The following is a 16,865-nucleotide window of genomic DNA, read 5'->3' as shown; positions in this document are numbered from 1 at the left end:
CGGCGAACCGCAGCTGCTGACCGCCGCCGCCGACATGGCGCCGTATCTGCGCGACTGGCGCGGCCGTTACCAGGGTTCGGCGCGCTGCGTCGTGCGCCCGGGCAACGCCGGCGAAGTCGCCGCTGTCGTGCGCGCCTGCGTCGACGCGCGCGTGCCGATCGTGCCGCAGGGCGGCAACACCGGCCTGTGCGGCGCAGCAACGCCCGACGCCAGCGGCGAAGCGGTCGTCCTCAGCCTGCAGCGCCTCAATCGCGTGCGCGCGGTCGATCCGGCGAACAACACCATCACCGTCGAGGCCGGCTGCACGCTGGTGGCAGTGCAGGAAGCCGCGGCGGCGGTGGGGCGGCTGTTTCCGCTGTCGCTGGCGGCCGAAGGCAGCTGCCTGATCGGCGGCAACCTGTCGACCAACGCCGGCGGCGTGCAGGTGCTGCGCTACGGCAACACGCGCGCGCTGACGCTCGGGCTGGAAGTCGTGCTGCCGTCGGGCGATCTGTGGGACGGCCTGCGCGGGCTGCGCAAAGACAACACCGGCTACGACCTGAAACAGCTGTTCATCGGCGCCGAAGGCACGCTCGGCATCATCACCGCCGCCGTGCTGCGTCTGTTTGCGCAGCCGCGCGCGACGGCAACGGCCTGGCTGGCGATTCCCTCACCGGCAGCGGCGCTGGCGGTGCTGACGCGTCTGCAGGCGGCTTTCGGCGAACTGGTTTCGGCCTGCGAACTCGTTTCCGACGTCGCCTTGCAGCTGGTGCTGCAGCACATCGCCGGCAGCAACGCGCCGCTGGCCGAGGCCAGCGACTGGTATCTGCTCGTCGAACTGTCCGGTGGCGGCGACGACGCGATGCTGCAGGCCGGGCTCGCCGATTGTCTCGGTGAAGCCATCGCGGCCGGCGAGGTCAGCGATGCGGCGCTGGCACAGAGCGGCGAACAGGCGAAAAAGCTGTGGGCCTTGCGCGAGAACATCGCCGAAGCGCAGAAGCGCGAGGGCTTCAGCATCAAGCACGACATCTCGCTGCCGATCTCGGGTATCCCCGATTTCGTCGCAGCTGCCGACGCGGCGCTGGCAGAGGCGTTTCCGGGGATCCGTTGCGTCACCTTCGGCCACGTCGGCGACGGCAACCTGCACTACAACCAGTCGATGGTCGATCAGGCCGACAACGCGCGCCTAATCGCCGGGCAGGGCGCCGTCGACCGGCTGGTGCATGACCTCGTTACCGCTGCCGGCGGCAGCATCAGCGCCGAGCATGGCATCGGCCAGCTCAAGCGCGACGATCTGGCGCGCTACCGCAGCCCGGTCGAACTGGCGACGATGCGCGCGCTCAAGCAGGCGCTTGATCCGCTCGGGCTGATGAATCCGGGCAAGCTGCTCTGAGCCCGGCATCGCTCACAAGGGCCGGCGTCCCTGAATGATGTTGAGCAATACGACGATGATGGCGATGACCAGCAATATGTGGATCAGGCCGCCCATGGTGTAGGAACTGACCATGCCGAGCAGCCACAGGATAATCATGACAATCGCGATGGTGTAGAGCACGATGCTTCTCCTCGGGTAATACGGAACACGACCTTTGCTGCCGTCGCGTCGTGCACTGTGGCCCATGCCGCCACGGTGATCTGTGCGCCCGCACACACTTCCTTACCAATTGCCCCGCACCGAATCCGTGCCAGTGCGTTGTTTGCTGAATGGCTGCAGCGACGCAGCCTGAGCGCGTGCGCCAGGTCCGGCGAGCACGGCATCACCTCGGAGAGAGAATCATGCGCAATCTGTTCGTCGCCCTGGCGATACTGCTCGGCTCAACGACGGCCGCAATGGCTCAGTTCAGCGCCGGCGTCGTCTTCTCCGGCGTCAGTATCGGCATCAACCTGACGGTCTATCCGCAGTTGCTGCGGGTGCCGGGCTACCCGGTTTACTACGCACCGCGGGCGAATTCGAACTACTTCTTCTACGACGGCTATTACTGGGTTTTCGCCCGCAACAACTGGTACTTCAGCGAGTGGTACAACGGTCCGTGGCAGTGGGTCGGTCCCGAACAGGTGCCGCTGTTCGTATTGCGCGTGCCAGTCGGCTATTACCGCATGCCGCCACCGTATTTCCGCGGCTGGAACATCGGCGAGCCGCCGCGCTGGGGCGAGCACTGGGGGCGTGACTGGGAGGCCCGCCATGGCGACTGGCAGCGCTGGGATCGCCGTTCGGCGCCGCCGCCGGCGCCCCTGCCGCTCTATCAGCAGCAGTTTTCGGGCGAGCGCTATCCGCATCGCCCTGATGAGCAGCACGCCATTCACTCGGACAACTACCGCTATCAGCCGCGCGAGCGCGCGCGGCCGCAATATCCTGGACAGCCGGGGCCGCGCCAGTTCGCGCTGCCCGAGCGGCACGACGACCCCTACGCGCGGCGCGACGGGCGCAACGACGGGCGGGAAGAGGGTCCGTCGGCAGTGTGGCAGCGGCCGCCACAAGCGCCGCAGTATGCCCCGCCGCCGCGGCAGGAGCCGCAAGCTGCGCCGCCCGCATGGCAGATGCAGCCGCCATCCCAGGCGCAGCCACAGCCGCTGCCGTCGCAGAATATGCCGCCGCAGCGACAGCAGCTGCACGACGGGCCATTTCCCGGAGCGCGCGGCGACGCGAACGAGCGGCCGCAGGCGGAAGGTTTTGCGCCGCGCGAAACGCCTCGCGTCGAACGCGGCAACGATGCAGGGCGCGAAGCCGGTCGCGAAAAGGGCAGCGAAGCAGGCCGAGATGCAGGCCGCGACAACCGTAACGAAGCGCGCAGAGGCGAAGAGCGCCGGCCGGACGAGCGCAGAAGCATGGATCGTCGCAGCGAGGAGCGCTGAGCCGACGAGCGTTTAAGCGGCGGGTGAGGCAGTGGCGGGTGAGGCAGCTGGCGTCCTCAGGGCGACAAATCCGCCAGTCAGGCGGCTGCCCGAACGCCTCAGCCAATGCCGGTGCGTTGCGGGCAGGCGGCGGGGTTTCTTACTTCTTGACGCTCATTTCATTGACGACTCCGGTGACGCCGGAGACCGAGCGGGTGACTTCGATCGCACGGTCGATCTGCGCCTGATTGTTGACGTAGCCGCTGAGCTGGACTTCGCCCTTGCGCGTGACGACGCCGATATCGAAGCTCTTCACGTTCTGTTCGGCGAGCAGCGCGGATTTGACGTTGGCGGTGATGACGCCGTCGTCGATCTGGTTGCCGGCGGTCAGCTTGCCGTTCTTGAGCGTCATGCTGCTCTCGACGCTCTTGACGCCCTCGACACCGCGGGTGACGGCGGTCGCGCGATCGATCTGCAACTGGTTATCGACAAAGCCACTGAGCTGAACCATGCCCTTGCGCGTTTCGACCTTGATGTCGAGACCTTTGACGTCGGCATCGCCGAGCAAGGCCGACTTCACTTTCGTGGTGACGACGCTGTCGTCGACTTCGACTCCCATCGTCGTTGCCGGTGCGGCGGACGTGGTGGACGGGTTTGCCATATTCGGCGGCGGCGTTTCGGTACGGTTACAGCCGCTGAGCAGAACGAGCATGCCGGTGCTGATCGCCAGCGCGACCTTGAAATTGTCTGAGTGCGAATTCATTGATTCTTCTCCTGTCCGGATTACTTGCCGACCTGATTGCCGATGACGCCGCCAACGACGGCACCGCCGACCGTGCCGACGCCACTGCCGCCGGTCAGAATGGCACCACCAACCGCACCGGCACCGGCACCGATGGCCGTGTCCCGCTCGCGATTGCTCATGCCGCTGCAGCCGCCAAGGCCAAGCAATAGCGCGACGGCCAGGGTGCTGGCGGCAAAACTGTTCTTCGTAATCATTGGTTTTCCTCTTTCTCGAAAGTACGACTCCTGGCTGTGGTCTCCGCATTGCCTGCCGGAAAACGCACCGCCAGTGGGCGACAGCTGCCTGGCAAAAAACCAAGGCCGGGGCGGCAACTGTCTTGTTGCGTGCTCGCGCCATGTGCGGGGCGATGCAGCAAGGATGGTGCTGTCGCCTGTTGGCGTCTGTGCGCTGGCGTACTCAAACCGGCGCTCTGCGGCCGCAGCGTTGGCTACCCCTATCCGGGTAAGGACGACTCATTGATGCGCGTATAGCCGCGGCGCCGGAATGGGGTTACATTGGGCGCGGGCATGTCATTGAAATTTCAGCCGGTCCAACGCCCCGGAAAACCCGCCTCGGGATCCACAGCCGGGAGCAGTCCCAGGAGTCAGCCTATGCCAAACCGCCCACAAGCGCAGACGGACCTTCCCCCGCCGCAGCGGAATCATCTGCTCGCTGCTTTGCCCGCGATAGAGTTCGAGCGTCTGTCACCGCATCTGGAGGTCTTGCCGATGCCGCTCGGTGCGGTGCTCTACGAGTCAGGCTGTGCCCAGCAGTACGTGTATTTCCCGACCACCGCGATCATTTCGCTGCTCTACGTCATGGAGGACGGCGCCTCGGCCGAGATCGCCGTTGTCGGTAATGAGGGGGTGCTCGGCGTTGCTGTTTTCATGGGCGGCAACACCATGCCCAATCGCGCCGTCGTGCAAAGCGGCGGCTACGGCTATCGCCTCAAGGCCACTCTGCTCAAGGACGAAATCGAGCGCGGCGGCGGACGACGGGCGGCCACGCTGCAGCAATTGCTGCTGCGCTACAGTCAGGCGCTGATCACGCAGATGGCGCAGACCGCCGTCTGCAACCGGCACCATTCGGTCGAGCAGCAGCTGTGCCGCTGGTTGCTGCTCAGTCTCGACCGGCTCGAATCGAACGAGCTGGTGATGACGCAGGAGTTGATCGCCAACATGCTCGGCGTGCGCCGCGAGGGCGTCACGGTGGCAGCCGGCAACCTGCAGCGCGCCGGACTGATCCGTTACAGCCGCGGCCACATCGTCGTGCTCGACCGTCCCGGACTCGAAAAGGCCGCCTGCGAGTGCTACGCGGTGGTCAAGCTCGAATGCGACCGCCTGCTTTCCGACATGTCGCAAGTGGGCAAGCATCAGGCCAACGTCCAGCAGTACCTGCGCATCAACTGAGCGTTGCCGCGGCCGCCGGCGGATTGCCAGCGGCCCTGCTTGGCAGGCGCACTTCGACACGATGTTCGCGCTGGTCGTCGACCAGCGTCAGGTCGGCGTCGGCCTGCCTGAGGCCGTCAAGGCTGACCGAGATGCTGCGCCCCTCGCCGAGCGCCGCCTGCTCGATGATGATGAGGTAGCGGCTCTCGCCGTAGCGATAGCTGAGCGTGTAGCCGCTCCAGTCGGCCGGCAGGCAGGGCGCGAAGCGGAGTTTTCCCGCCACCAGCTCGATGCCAAGCAGCGATTCGACGATCAGCCGGTACATCCAGCCGGCCGATCCGGTGTACCAGGTCCAGCCGCCTCGGCCGATATGCGGCGCGACGAAATACACATCGGCGGCCATCACGTAGGGTTCGACCTTGTAGGTGGCGATCGCCGCGGCCGAGTCGCCGTGACGCAGCGGATTGATCATGTCGAACAGCTCCCAGGCCCGCTGCCGGTCGCCAAGTGCAGCGAAAGCCATCGACGCCCAGATGGCGGCGTGCGTGTATTGACCGCCGTTCTCGCGCACGCCGGGAACGTAACCCTTGATGTAGCCGGGATTGAGCGTCGCCTTGTCGAAGGGCGGATCGAGCAGTTGCACCAGCGCGTGTTCGCGGCGCACCAGATGCGCGTCGAGCGCAGCCATCGCCGTGCGTGAACGGGCCTTGCTGCCGGCACCCGAGAGCACCGACCAGCTTTGCGCGATCGAGTCGATGCGGCATTCGCTGTTGCCGGCCGAGCCGAGCCGCGAACCGTCGTCGAACCAGGCGCGGCGGTACCAGCCGCCGTCCCAGGCGTGCTTGTCGATGTTGCGGCGCAACTGCACGGCTTCAGTGCGGCAGCGTTCGGCGAAAGTCTCGTCGCCGTATGCCTGCGCCAGATCGGCGAAGCGCAGCAGCGTGTCGTAAAGGAAAAAGCCGAGCCAGACGCTCTCGCCACGGCCCTTGATGCCGACGAGATTCATGCCGTCGTTCCAGTCGCCCGAGCCCATCAGCGGCAGGCCGTGCTTGCCGAAGTTCAGGCCATGCTCGATCGCCCGTACGCAGTGCTGGTAAAGGCTGGCGCTGCTGTCCGCATGTCCCGGCAGGTCGTAATACGAATCTTCCTCGGGATTGAGTGCCCGTCCCTCGAGGAATTGTGCGCTTTCGTCGAGCACGCCCAGGTCGCCGCTGGCACGCACGTAACGGCAGGTCGCCTGCGCCAGCCACAGATAGTCGTCGGAGCAATGCGTGCGCACGCCGCGACCTGAGGGTGGATGCCACCAGTGCTGCACGTCACCGGCGGAGAACTGCCGTCCGGCACAGCTCAGCACCTGCTGGCGCAGCAGTTGCGGCTGCGTATGCACTAGCGCCATCGTGTCCTGCAACTGGTCGCGGAAGCCGAAGGCGCCCCCCGACTGGTAGTAGCCGCTGCGTGCCCACAGGCGGCAGGCAATGGTCTGGTAGAGCAGCCAGCCGTTGGCGAGCAGGTCGAGCGCCGGGTCGGGCGTGGTCACCTCCACGGCACCGAGCGCCTTCGCCCAGTAGGCGTGCACGCGGTTGAGCGAGAGTTTTGCCGCTTCCGGACCGCGCAGGCGCTGCATCAGGTCGCGCGCGTCGGCGGCGCGCCGCCCTCCGGCAGCACCCAGACGGAAGATGATCTGGCGCGACTGACCGTCGGCCAGCGTGAACGGCACCTGCATCGCTGCGCAGGGGTCGAGGCCGGCGCCAAGCTTGTTCGAGAGGCGCGAGCGCGCCATCGCCGCCGGCTGGCGCAGTGTGCCGTTGCGGCCGAGAAACTCGTTGCGGTCGGCAGTGAAGCTGACGTTTTCGCCGCGCGTGGCCGAGTCGGCGTCGAAGAAGGCGATACGGTCGGCAAACTCGCCGCTGTAGCGGTTGCGCGCGCACAGCGCGCCGCTGTCGGCGTCGATTTCGCTGACAATGTGCATCGCCGATTTCGGGCGCAGATCGCCGAGCACCCATTCGACGTAGCCGGTGGCGGAAAGCCGCCGTGTCCGGCCCGAGCGATTGAGCAGCGTCAGTTCCGAAAACTTCACCGAGGCTTCGCTATCGACGTGCACCGTCAGCTGGCTGACGATGCCGTCCTCCTCGTGCTCGAAGATGCTGTAGCCGAAGCCGTGCCGCGTCCGGTAAGGCGCTTCGCCGCCGCAGGGCAGCGCGGTCGGTGACCAGAAGGCGCCGCTTTCTTCGTCGCGCAGGTAGATCGCTTCGCCGCTGACATCGCTGACCGGATCGTCACCCCAGGGCGTGAAGCGGAATTCGTGTGCGTTTTCGCTCCAGGTATAGGACGCGCCCGATTCGGAAATCACCGTGCCGAAGCGGGCGTTGGCGATCACGTTGACCCACGGCGCCGGTGTCACCCGTGGCGAGGCCTGCGCCTGCGTGGTGCTGATCACGTACTCGCGACCGTTGGCCGAGAAACCGCCGAGACCGTTGAAGAAGCGCAACGCGTCGGCGGGCGCATGGGGTGCAGCGAGGCGGTGCGGTGAGAGCGTGCCGGTGCGGCGTGGCACCAGCCGCGGAATGCGCGCCAGACGCGTGTTCTGCAGACTGCGCCGGTTCATCTGCTCGGCCAGCGTGCCGGAGCTGTCGGTGATGATCGCGCGGGCAACGGTCTGGAAGAGCGTGCGGTCTTCTACCGATATCTGCTCGGCGGCCCGCACGAAGATGCCGCCGGGACGGTCGCTCAGGTTGGCGCCGACGCTGGCGATCAGCCCCATGATCTGCTCCTGCAGGACCTGGCGGTAGCCGGCGTGGTCCTCGTTCCAGATCACCAGATCGACGATCAGCCCCTTCTGCCGCCAGTAGGTGTGGGCCTGTACCAGTTGGCGCACCAGTTCGATGTTGGCGAGATCACCGATCTGCAGCAGCACGATCGGCAGGTCGCCCGACACCGCGTAAGCCCACAGACCCGACTGGCCGCGGCGGTTGCGCGCGAGCACGGTGGCGTCGGCGCGCAGGGCAGCACTGGCGTAGATCACCGAGCCGGCGAGCTGACTGTAGAGCTGCGCGTCGGCTTCGCTGGCGTTGATCTGCTGCAGATTGACCCAGCTGTGCGTGCACGCCAGATCGAAGACGCGGCCGGCGAGATGCCGGTCGCGGTATTTGCCGACCAGTTCCAGCGCTGCCTCGCGTGTTTCGCCGATGCCGCAGACGAGATCGACGGTCGCTGTCTCGTTGGCGCCGAGACGGATGCTGGTGCGGATCGCCACCACCGGGTCGAGCACCGCACCCTGGCTGCCCGAGAGCGGTCTGCTGTCCTGCATCGCCTGCGGCGCGCCGACGTCGCGGGTGCGGCCGATGAAGCGCATGCGGTCGGTTTCGTACGAGAAGCTGCCGGCCTCGGCACCATGCACCGCCAGCAGATGAAACATCCACGGCATCTTTTCGTCGGCCGAACGCGGCCGCCGGGTGCACAGGATGGCGTGCCGGTCGGCGAGGATTTCGCTCTGCACGAAAAGATTGCTGAAAGCCGGATGCAGCGCGTCGGCGGCCGACGAGGTCAGCACCACCTCGGCATAGCTCGTCACCTCGATCATGCGTGTCTTGTCCGAGCGGTTGGTGATGCGCATGCGGCGCAGCTCGATGTCGTCTTCGGGCGAGACGACGATTTCGGTATGCGTTTCAAACGCGTGGTCGAGGCGGCGGAACTCGGCACGCGATTCGGAAAAGATCGCCTCGTAGGTGTCGGCGCGAACGCGCGTCGGCTGATGCGCCGACGACCAGTAGGCACCGCTGGCCGGGTCGCGCAGGTAACAGAAACTGCCCCAGTGGTCGCAGGTGGCATCCTCACGCCAGCGCGTGACCGCAAAGTCCTTCCAGCGGCTGTAGCCGCCGCCGGCGTTGCTGACCATGACGTGGTAGCGGCCGTTCGACAGCAGCTGCACTTCCGGCGTCGGCGTATCGGCGGTGTGCAGGACGCGCATCGGCATTTCGCCGATCGAGGTGATGCGCAGGTCGGCCAGTTCGGCGGTCTGAAAGTGGAAGGCTGCCGCCGCCGGGATGCGTTCCTGCAACAGCAGCGTCGTTGCCTGGAACAGCGGGTCGGACTCGAAGCGCTTCTGCATCGGTTGCCCGAGCAGCAGATAGGCGAAGGAGAGCAGGCTCATTCCCTGGTGGTGCGCCATGAACGAGCGGACGATGGCGCTGGTTTGCCCGCGCGGTACGCGCGAGGGCGTGAAATCGAGCGCTTCGTACATGCCGTAGTGCCCCTGCAGGCCGTCCTCAGTCAGGCGCTGCAGGTTTGCGCAGGCTTCTTCGGGCATGACCATCAGCGCCAGCGCCGAGGCGTAGGGGGCGATGACGAGGTCTTCGGCAAGTCCGCGCTTCAGCCCCAGACCCGGCACCCCGAAGGCGCGGTACTGGTAGTTGAGCGCCGCGTCGACGGTGTTGTAACCCGATTCGGAGATACCCCAGGGAACGCCGCGCTGTTTGCCGTAGGCGATCTGGCGCTGCACCGCCGCGCGGCAGGTCTGGTCGAGCAGGGTGTTTTCGTAGCTCGGCATGACCAGCATCGGCATCAGGTACTCGAACATCGATCCGCTCCACGAGAGCAGGATCGGGTCGCCGCCGGGAACGGTGGTGAGCATGCGCCCGAGCGCAAACCAGCTTTCCTGCGGCACCGCGCCCTGGGCGATGGCGACGAAGCTCGACAGGCGCGCCTCCGAGGCAAGCAGGTCGTAGTTGCCCTTGTCGCGCAGCCGTTGTTCGACCTTGAAACCGAGCGCCATCAGATGCCGGCCGTTGTCGTAGAGCAGGCCGTTGTCGACGGCAGCCAGTTCGCCGGAGAGGCGCGCCAGTTCCTCGAGGGTGGTGAGGCGTTCGCCAGCGCGCAGGCTGGCCAGTGCGACCAGCGGCCGGAACTCGGCCAGCCAGGCGCGTTGTTGCGGCTGCATGCGCGCGTAGAGGTCGGCGTCGAGTATTTCGGCCAGCGTGTCTTCAAGCATCGCGAGCTCGCGCAGTGTCGGCAGGGCACTCAGCGCGTCGATGCGGCGCAAGGCCTCATCGAGTGCCGTCTTGCCGTCGCCGGGAGCGTTGACCATCTGGATCCACGGTGCGAGGAAACGCAGTTCGTCGAGCGCTTCCTGGCACTGGCGATGCAGGGCATCGGCCCAGCTGCCGCGCTCCTCGTGTTTCTGTTGTTCCGGCCCGGCGTTGCTGCCGGCGTCGAGCCGTTCGGCGATCAGTGCGGCGGCTGCCGTCAGCCGTTCCAGGCAGTGCTGCGCTTCCTGCAGCGTTGCCGGTGCGACGGCGCAGGCCTGCTCGATTTCCTGCTGCAGGCGCGTCAGTTCGGGCAAGCCGCTGCCCGTGCAGTCGCTGAGTACCGCCAGCGTGTCGCGCAGACCGGGGAATGTGCGCGTGCCGAGAATTTTCCTGTCGGCGAGTTCGAGCAGACCGGGACGCAGGGTGAGCAGATGCCCAGACAGATTGCCGCTGTCGACCGACGAGACGTAGAGCGGCGACAGCGGGCGCAGCGTAAGCGTGTCGTACCAGTTGTAGAAATGGCTCTGGTAGCGCTCGAGCCTGAGCATCGTCTGTAGCGTGTTGCGGCTGCGCTCGAGCAGTTTGCCGGCGGTGATGTAGCCGAAATCGTAAGCCGACAGGTTGGCGAGCAGCGCCAGCCCCATGTTGGTCGGCGAGGTGCGGTGGGCAATGACGGCAAGCGGCTGCTCCTGATAGTTGTCGGGCGGCAGCCAGTGCTCCATGGCATTGACGAAGGTCTCGAAATAGCGCCAGGTCTTGCGCGCCAGCTTGTACAGGAACAGCGTCTGTTCGGGACGCAGGCTGCTGGCATGGCGCACCGTCGGCCGGCTGAGCCACCAGGCGATGGCCGGTGCGCCCAGCCACAGCGTCAGCAGGGGGGCAAGGACGAGCAGCGCCAGCGGCGGCAGCGGCGGCGTCGCCAGCACGCAGACGACGGCGAGCAGCGGTGCCGGCCACATCCGCCGGTAGCTGCCGGCGAGTGCGCCGATGCCCTCGCCGGCATCATTGCCGCAGCCGGACTGCAGATCGTGCGACGGCCGCCATTCGAGCATGCGCCGCCGTGAGACCAGGCGAGTCGCCGTGCGCACGATGGCGTCAAGGCTGTACCACGCTTCGTAGGGCAGGCAGGCGAGCGCGAAAGCCGCTTGCGCGAACTGCCGGCCGGCCGAGCGCAGGGCGCCGGAGAAGTGCGCGCCTAGCAGCACATCCGGCTGTTTGTTGAGCAGTTCGCGTCCCGCATTCAGTGCCAGCGGCAGGAAGAGGATGCCGAGTACCGCCAGCGTCCACGCCAGAACGGACGGCACCAGGATCCAGCCGAGCAGGAAAAGCAGGCACACCGCCGCCGGTACCAGGCTGCGCCGCAGGTTGTCGAAGAGCTTCCATTGCGACAGCGTGGACAAGGGATTCTGCCGCCGCTGGCCAGCCGGAGCGGGGACCAGCGAGAGCAGCCAGGAGGCGATCTGCCAGTCGCCGCGAATCCAGCGATGGCGGCGGCTGACATCGTCGCAGTAGCGCGCCGGTGTGTCTTCGTACAGTTGCACGTCGCTGAGCAGCCCGGCGCGCGCGTAGCAGCCTTCGAGCAGGTCGTGGCTGAGGATGCGGTTGTCGGGGAAGCGCTCCTTGACGGCGCCCTCGAAGGCATCGACGTCGTAGATTCCCTTGCCGATGAACGAGCCTTCGTGGAACAGATCCTGATAGACGTCGGAGATGGCGCGCGTGTACGGGTCGATGCCGGCGTCGGCGCCACTCAGCCCGGCGTAGCGCGAGCGGTTGGTGCTCGGCAGATTGACCGCCATGCGCGGCTGCAGGATGCCGTAGCCGGCGGTGACCAGCCGGCTTGCCGGATCAAGGCAGGGGCGGTTGAGCGGATGCGCCATGGCGCCGGCCAGCGCCCGTGCGCAGTCGCGCGGCAGTTGCGTGTCGGTGTCGAGGGTGATGACGTAACGGACTTCACCGAGAATCGCCGTCGCGCCGACGATCAGCGAAAACGCCGTGCTGTCCGCCCCGCTGCGCAGCAGGGCATTGAGATCGCCGAGCTTGCCGCGTTTGCGCTCGTAGCCCATCCAGATTATTTCGCTGGCGTTCCAGCGCCGCGGACGATGAAAGAGGAAGAAGGTGTCGCCGTCCACGCAGTCGTACTTGGCGTTCAGCGCCGCAACGCGTTCGCCGGCGGCCTGCAGCAGCGCGTCGTCTTCAGGCTGCAGTTCGCTTGCGGCATCGCCAAAATCGGTGAGCAGGCCGAAGTGCAGGCGGGCATCGCGGTTGGCAAGAAAACGCACCTCCAGCGCCTCGACCAGATCGTCCACACCCTGCAGGCTGACAAGCATGGTCGGCACGACGACCAGCGTGCGCGATTGCGCCGGAATGCCGAGTGAGTAGTCCATGCGCGGCAGCGGCAGCGGTGTCGCCAGCAGCGTCACCAGCCAGTTCACCAGCGTCACCGCGAGCTGGCTCGAGGCGAGCAGCGCCGGAACGAAAATCAGCGCTTGCACCCAGAGCGCTGCAGCACTGGCCGCGGCGATGGCGAGGAAGCCGCCGGTGCAGGCCGCGCTGAGCAGCGCGATGGCGCCGAGGTAAAGCAGCAGCGGCCGCCGTGCGGCCAGCCGGCGGACGCGTTCGCCAAACGCCAGGCGTGCGCCGGTGAGCTGCTCGAGTTGCGGCAGTCCGGCGCCAATGAGGTAGTAGCCGACGTGCCCGCGGCGCGGGTCGATCTTGTCGCCGAGCGCGGCCGGCATGCTGTCTTCGGCAGGTGTCGTCGGCATCGCTTCTGCAGCCAGCCGGATGGCGTCGCGGGCAACTTCGCTCTCCGCACAGCGGCTGTGGCGGGCAACATGCTCGATCACGTGGCGATAGCGGTCGCGGCTGGCGAAGTCCATGCCGGCGTAGAGACCGTCGCGATCGCGGCGCAACTCGCGTTCGACGGCGCTCATCGTCTCGACGAACTCGCGCCAGTCCGTCGCGCCGAGTGCGCGCAGGCTGCCGATGCTGTGGCTGATCGATACCTGGTGTGAGGCCTGGCTCTGCGTCTCGGACTGCACCATCTGCTCGATCGTCGTCGCCGCCTCGGAGAGGCGCTGTTCGATCCAGGTGAGCGGCAGCGCCAGCGCCGAGCTTTGTCCCTGCAGGCGGCGCGCCAGCTCGGCGACGAAGGAATTGCGCAAGGGTGGATTCGAACGCGCCATGTCGGAAATGACGAGGATCAGGCTCTTCGGATCTTTCTCGGCGACCTCGATCATCTGGTCGGCCCAGGCGTCGGCCCGGCGGCGGTCGATCATGCCGGCGACGACGCGGCTGCCGACGCGGCGCAGATTCTCGATCAGCGCCAGACGCAACATGATCGGAATGGCCCACAACTCGCCGAGTCTGAGTTCGTCGATCGTCTGGTAGGCGGCGACAAAGCGGTTGAGGCTTTCCGGATCGACGCGGCCGTCGCCATGCGCCACCGACTCGAGTGCGATGTCGTAGACGCGCGGCAGACCCTGCGAGGGGCCGTTGCCGAGGAGCGGCAGTTCGCGGCTGTAGCCCTTGGGGAAATGCTTGCGCGCGATGCGGATCTGCTCTTCGACCAGGTAGAAATTGTCGAGCAGCCATTCACCGGCCGGCGTGATCCGCTCGCCGGCCTTGGCCGCCTCGGTGAGCATGCTGAAGATGCCGACGAGAATCGATTCGTTATCGACCAGACGCGCCAGCAGCTTGTCCGGGCCGTGTTGCGGTGCCGTCTGATGCTGCTCGGCCAGCGTCTTGCCGTGTCGCTCCATCTGGTCGGCGCTGAACAGCTCGGCACGCAACGGCGGCTCGGCACTGATGTACTTGTGCGCCAGCGCGTCGCGCTGCAGTCGTCCGAGCAGGCGATACAGCAGCGTTTGCAGGGTCTTCATCGCTGGCTTCAAGGTGCGTGTCCCGATTTCTTGCGCGGAAAAAGCGGGTTCCGCGTTGCCCGGGCAAGCTGCCGACCAGGGGTCGGCTGACGTGCTGGCAGTAGTGGTGGCAATGCGCCGGCCACCGCCAAAAGCACGAAACGAGCTTAGTCGCAAGGCCGCAGGGGGTATGTGCGCGAACGTACAGACCCTTGCCGGGCGAACACGGAAGCTGCGCCAATCGCGAACGATTCCGTTCGTTGCTCACTGGAGAACGCGCATGAACCGCCCACTGAAGACATCACTTTCCCGTTCCTTCCTGCTCGCCAGCCTTGCCGCCGGCATCGGCGTCGGCTCGACCCTGACGTTCGCCGCCGATGAAGCCGCGCCCGTCGCCCGCAGCAACGGCATTGGCGCTGCCGTGAGCGATACCGCCACCACCGCCAAAGTGAAGGCAAAACTGGTTGGCGAGGCCAGCCTGAAAGACTCCGACATCAGCGTCACCACGACCAATGGCGTTGTCACGCTTGAGGGCAAGGCGAGCAGCGGCGACGCAAAGTCCTTCGCCGAATCGGCGGCACGCGCTGTCGATGGCGTGCGCAGCGTCGACAACAACCTGAAGACCCCGTCGGGCAGTAGCGCTACTGCCAAGACGAAAGCGGTGGTCGCCAAAACCGGACAGGCTGTTTCCGATAGCTGGATCACCACCAAGGTGAAGACCGAAATCCTTGCCGGCAGCGTCAGCGAAGGTTTTGACGTCAGTGTCGAGACCACCGATGGCGTCGTCGTGCTCAAGGGCCATCTGCCCGATCAGGGCGCCCTCGACCATGTGCGGCAGATGACGCTGCAAGTGAAAGGCGTGAAGAGCGTCAGCAGTTCGGCGGTCAGCGTCGGTCCGAACGTCGCCGCCAAGTGAATGTGCGGGCCGGCTCGCGCCGGTCAGGCAGGTGGCCGCGTCGCCCGCCGCCGACTTGCCGATTGTTCAGGCTATGTGGGCGAACGTACTGAAAGCGGACGCCGCGACGCCGACACTGCCGTCAACGATTCTGCGGCACCGCTGCATCCCGCAGCGCCGACAGTCTCGTTGCTGATCGAAGGAGACCATCATGTTGGGAACAATTCTGCTGATCATCCTGCTGCTCGCGGTGATCGGTGCCATCCCGGTATGGCCGCACAGCCGCGCCTGGGGTTACGCGCCGAGCGGCGGTCTGGGGCTGGTGGTGCTCATTCTCATCATCCTTCTGCTGCTTGGGCGGATCTGAGCGTTTTCCCGTCGTATTCCGGCTTTTCCCGGCCTTGCCGGCCAACGGCAAGCTTCGGCCAGCCATGGCCGACGTCTGCCCGTATCAATTTCTCAACCATGAGGATCAACCATGAACAATTTGCCTGTCTCCCTGATCGCCGCAGCCTTCTGTCTGGCGCTCAGCGGCGGCGCCTACGCCGCTCCCGCTACCGCCACCATGTCGGATTACGTTGCCGCCACAACCAGCATCGATGCGAAGTACAAGACAGAAAAGAAGGATTGCAAGGCGCAGTCGGGTAATGCCAGAGACATCTGTCTGGAAGAAGCCAAGGGGCGCGCCAGGATCGCTCGCGCCGAGTACGAGGAAAGCTACGGACCTTCGGCCGAACACCGCTACGAGTTGCGCATCGCCAAGGCAGAGGCCGCATATGCCGTGGCCAAGGAGAAGTGCGACGACTTTGCCGGCAATGCCAAGGACGTCTGCCGTAAGGAAGCGAAGGCCGCTTTCATCGGCGCCAAGGCCGACGCCAAGCTGGCTGACGCCACCGCCGATGCCAACGCGACGGCGCGCGAAAAAGCCAACGACGCCAATGCCGTCGCCTTGAGGGCGACGAACGAAGCGCGCCAGGAGGCGGTTGCCGAAAAGCGCGAAGGTGCCTACGGCGTTGCCCAGGAAAAATGTGACGCGCTCGCCGGCGACGCCAAGGACAAGTGTGTCAATGATGCCAAGACACGTTACGGCCAGTAAGCAGCAGTTTTGACGGGCTTGGCATTGCCCGTTTCTCAGCAGCAGTCATCTACAGACAAGGAGTTCACCATGAACAAGGATCAAGTCAAGGGCGCCGCCAAGGATCTCGGCGGCAAGATTCAGGAAGAAACCGGCAAGCTGATCGGCAGTCGCGAGCAGCAGCTCAAAGGCCTGAAGAACCAGGCTGAAGGCAAGGTGCAGGAGCACATCGGCAACCTCAAGGAAGACATCAAGGACGCCCGCAAGAGTTGAAACCATCCGCCGGGCGGCCCCTCATCCGCTGAGCGAACAGGCCGCGAATTGCTGAAAGGCGGTTCGCGGCCGTTTTGCGCCGGGCAAGCTCCGGCCGAGGAGAAACAGCATGTCGAATTCCATCGCCAGCACGCCGTCGGCGCCACGCCTGCCTGCGGCTACGCCCGCCGCCGCCGCCGAGGCAAAGCGCAACAGCGCCGGCACTGCCGACGCTGCCACGGCGCAGGCGTCCGCACGCGCGCAGCTGAACCAGTCGATCATGCAGGCCTCGCTTGAGGTCTCGATCAGCGTGCAGAACTCGCCGCTCAGCCTGCTGTTCAGAAGCGCCATTGACAGCCTGAACGAGGCGCTGGCGCCGGAACTCGGCGCCGACGCGATCCAGAATGCAGCCAGTCAGGACAATACGCCGGCCGCTACCGCCGGCCGCATCGTCTCGCTGTCGACCGGATTTTTCGCGGCGTTCAAGCAGAACCATCCGGGCGAGGACGATGCCAGCGTGTTGAAGAACTTCATGGACACCATTCGCGGCGGCTTCGAGAAGGGCTTCAAGGAAGCCACCGACATTCTCACTGGCCTGCAGGTGTTCAACGGCGATATTGCCAGCAACATCGGCAAGACCTACGCGCTGGTGCAACAGGGCTACGCCGATTTCGAGGCGGCGCAGGGTGCGGCACCGGGAACGCCGGCGTCTGCGACGGCGCGCGCCGCGTAAGTGCGCGTCGAAATACGGGCAATGCGCAGGCGGCGCGCGCCTTGCG

12 protein-coding genes are annotated in these 16,865 nt (G+C 66.1%); 8 read left to right on the top strand and 4 right to left on the bottom strand.

All coding sequences use genetic code 11. The annotated features are described in order from the left end of the window. Window positions 1–34: 34 nt before the first annotated feature. Window positions 35–1,372: an FAD-binding oxidoreductase gene (locus GGD90_RS09360; protein WP_153116646.1), complete on the top strand. Its 1,338-nt coding sequence runs from the start codon at window positions 35–37 to the stop codon at window positions 1,370–1,372. A 12-nt stretch (window positions 1,373–1,384) separates the two neighbouring features. On the opposite strand, the gene GGD90_RS18225 is transcribed toward GGD90_RS09360, so the two are convergent. Continuing rightward, window positions 1,385–1,534: a lmo0937 family membrane protein gene (locus GGD90_RS18225; RefSeq protein ID WP_153116599.1), complete on the bottom strand. Its 150-nt coding sequence runs from the start codon at window positions 1,532–1,534 to the stop codon at window positions 1,385–1,387. A gap of 221 nt (window positions 1,535–1,755) precedes the next feature. Here GGD90_RS18225 and GGD90_RS09350 point away from each other — a divergent pair, with 221 nt between their 5' ends. Next, window positions 1,756–2,832, top strand: coding sequence for a hypothetical protein (locus tag GGD90_RS09350; RefSeq protein WP_153116600.1), 1,077 nt, complete (start codon window positions 1,756–1,758; stop codon window positions 2,830–2,832). A gap of 139 nt (window positions 2,833–2,971) precedes the next feature. On the opposite strand, the gene GGD90_RS09345 is transcribed toward GGD90_RS09350, so the two are convergent. Beyond that, a complete protein-coding gene (locus GGD90_RS09345; protein ID WP_153116601.1) occupies window positions 2,972–3,574 on the bottom strand; it encodes a BON domain-containing protein in 603 nt (200 codons plus the stop codon). Window positions 3,575–3,594: 20 nt separating this feature from the next. After that, entirely contained in the window at window positions 3,595–3,810 is a 216-nt protein-coding gene (locus GGD90_RS09340) for a glycine zipper 2TM domain-containing protein (RefSeq protein WP_153116602.1), read from the bottom strand. 513 nt (window positions 3,811–4,323) lie between these two features. Between GGD90_RS09340 and GGD90_RS09335 the strand changes: the two genes are divergently transcribed. Beyond that, window positions 4,324–5,004: a Crp/Fnr family transcriptional regulator gene (locus GGD90_RS09335; protein ID WP_200383981.1), complete on the top strand. Its 681-nt coding sequence runs from the start codon at window positions 4,324–4,326 to the stop codon at window positions 5,002–5,004. Here the strand turns inward: GGD90_RS09335 and GGD90_RS09330 are convergent. Then, window positions 4,997–13,885 (bottom strand): GH36-type glycosyl hydrolase domain-containing protein, encoded by an 8,889-nt coding sequence (locus tag GGD90_RS09330; RefSeq protein ID WP_153116604.1) that lies wholly within the window; start codon window positions 13,883–13,885, stop codon window positions 4,997–4,999. The two genes, GGD90_RS09335 and GGD90_RS09330, sit on opposite strands and share 8 nt — an antisense overlap. 259 nt (window positions 13,886–14,144) lie before the next feature. Here GGD90_RS09330 and GGD90_RS09325 point away from each other — a divergent pair, with 259 nt between their 5' ends. From GGD90_RS09325 to GGD90_RS09305, 5 genes are all read left to right on the top strand, one after another. After that, window positions 14,145–14,780 carry a BON domain-containing protein gene (locus GGD90_RS09325; protein WP_153116605.1) on the top strand — a complete coding sequence of 212 codons (636 nt, stop codon included), beginning with the start codon at window positions 14,145–14,147 and terminating at the stop codon, window positions 14,778–14,780. Window positions 14,781–14,967: 187 nt separating this feature from the next. Further along, complete coding sequence (locus tag GGD90_RS09320) at window positions 14,968–15,126, top strand: DUF3309 family protein (RefSeq protein WP_200384464.1); 159 nt, start codon at window positions 14,968–14,970, stop codon at window positions 15,124–15,126. Between the two features lie 111 nt (window positions 15,127–15,237). Continuing rightward, a complete protein-coding gene (locus GGD90_RS09315; RefSeq protein WP_221227719.1) occupies window positions 15,238–15,855 on the top strand; it encodes a hypothetical protein in 618 nt (205 codons plus the stop codon). Between the two features lie 69 nt (window positions 15,856–15,924). Further along, window positions 15,925–16,107: a CsbD family protein gene (locus GGD90_RS09310; RefSeq protein WP_153116607.1), complete on the top strand. Its 183-nt coding sequence runs from the start codon at window positions 15,925–15,927 to the stop codon at window positions 16,105–16,107. Window positions 16,108–16,216: 109 nt separating this feature from the next. Next, window positions 16,217–16,819: a DUF5610 domain-containing protein gene (locus GGD90_RS09305; RefSeq protein ID WP_153116608.1), complete on the top strand. Its 603-nt coding sequence runs from the start codon at window positions 16,217–16,219 to the stop codon at window positions 16,817–16,819. Window positions 16,820–16,865 lie beyond the last annotated feature (46 nt).

This window comes from Rhodocyclus tenuis, assembly GCF_014197755.1.
GTDB lineage: Bacteria > Pseudomonadota > Gammaproteobacteria > Burkholderiales > Rhodocyclaceae > Rhodocyclus > Rhodocyclus tenuis.
Note: the sequence above shows the minus strand (reverse complement) of the source record. Positions and strands in the feature narration are given on the sequence as shown.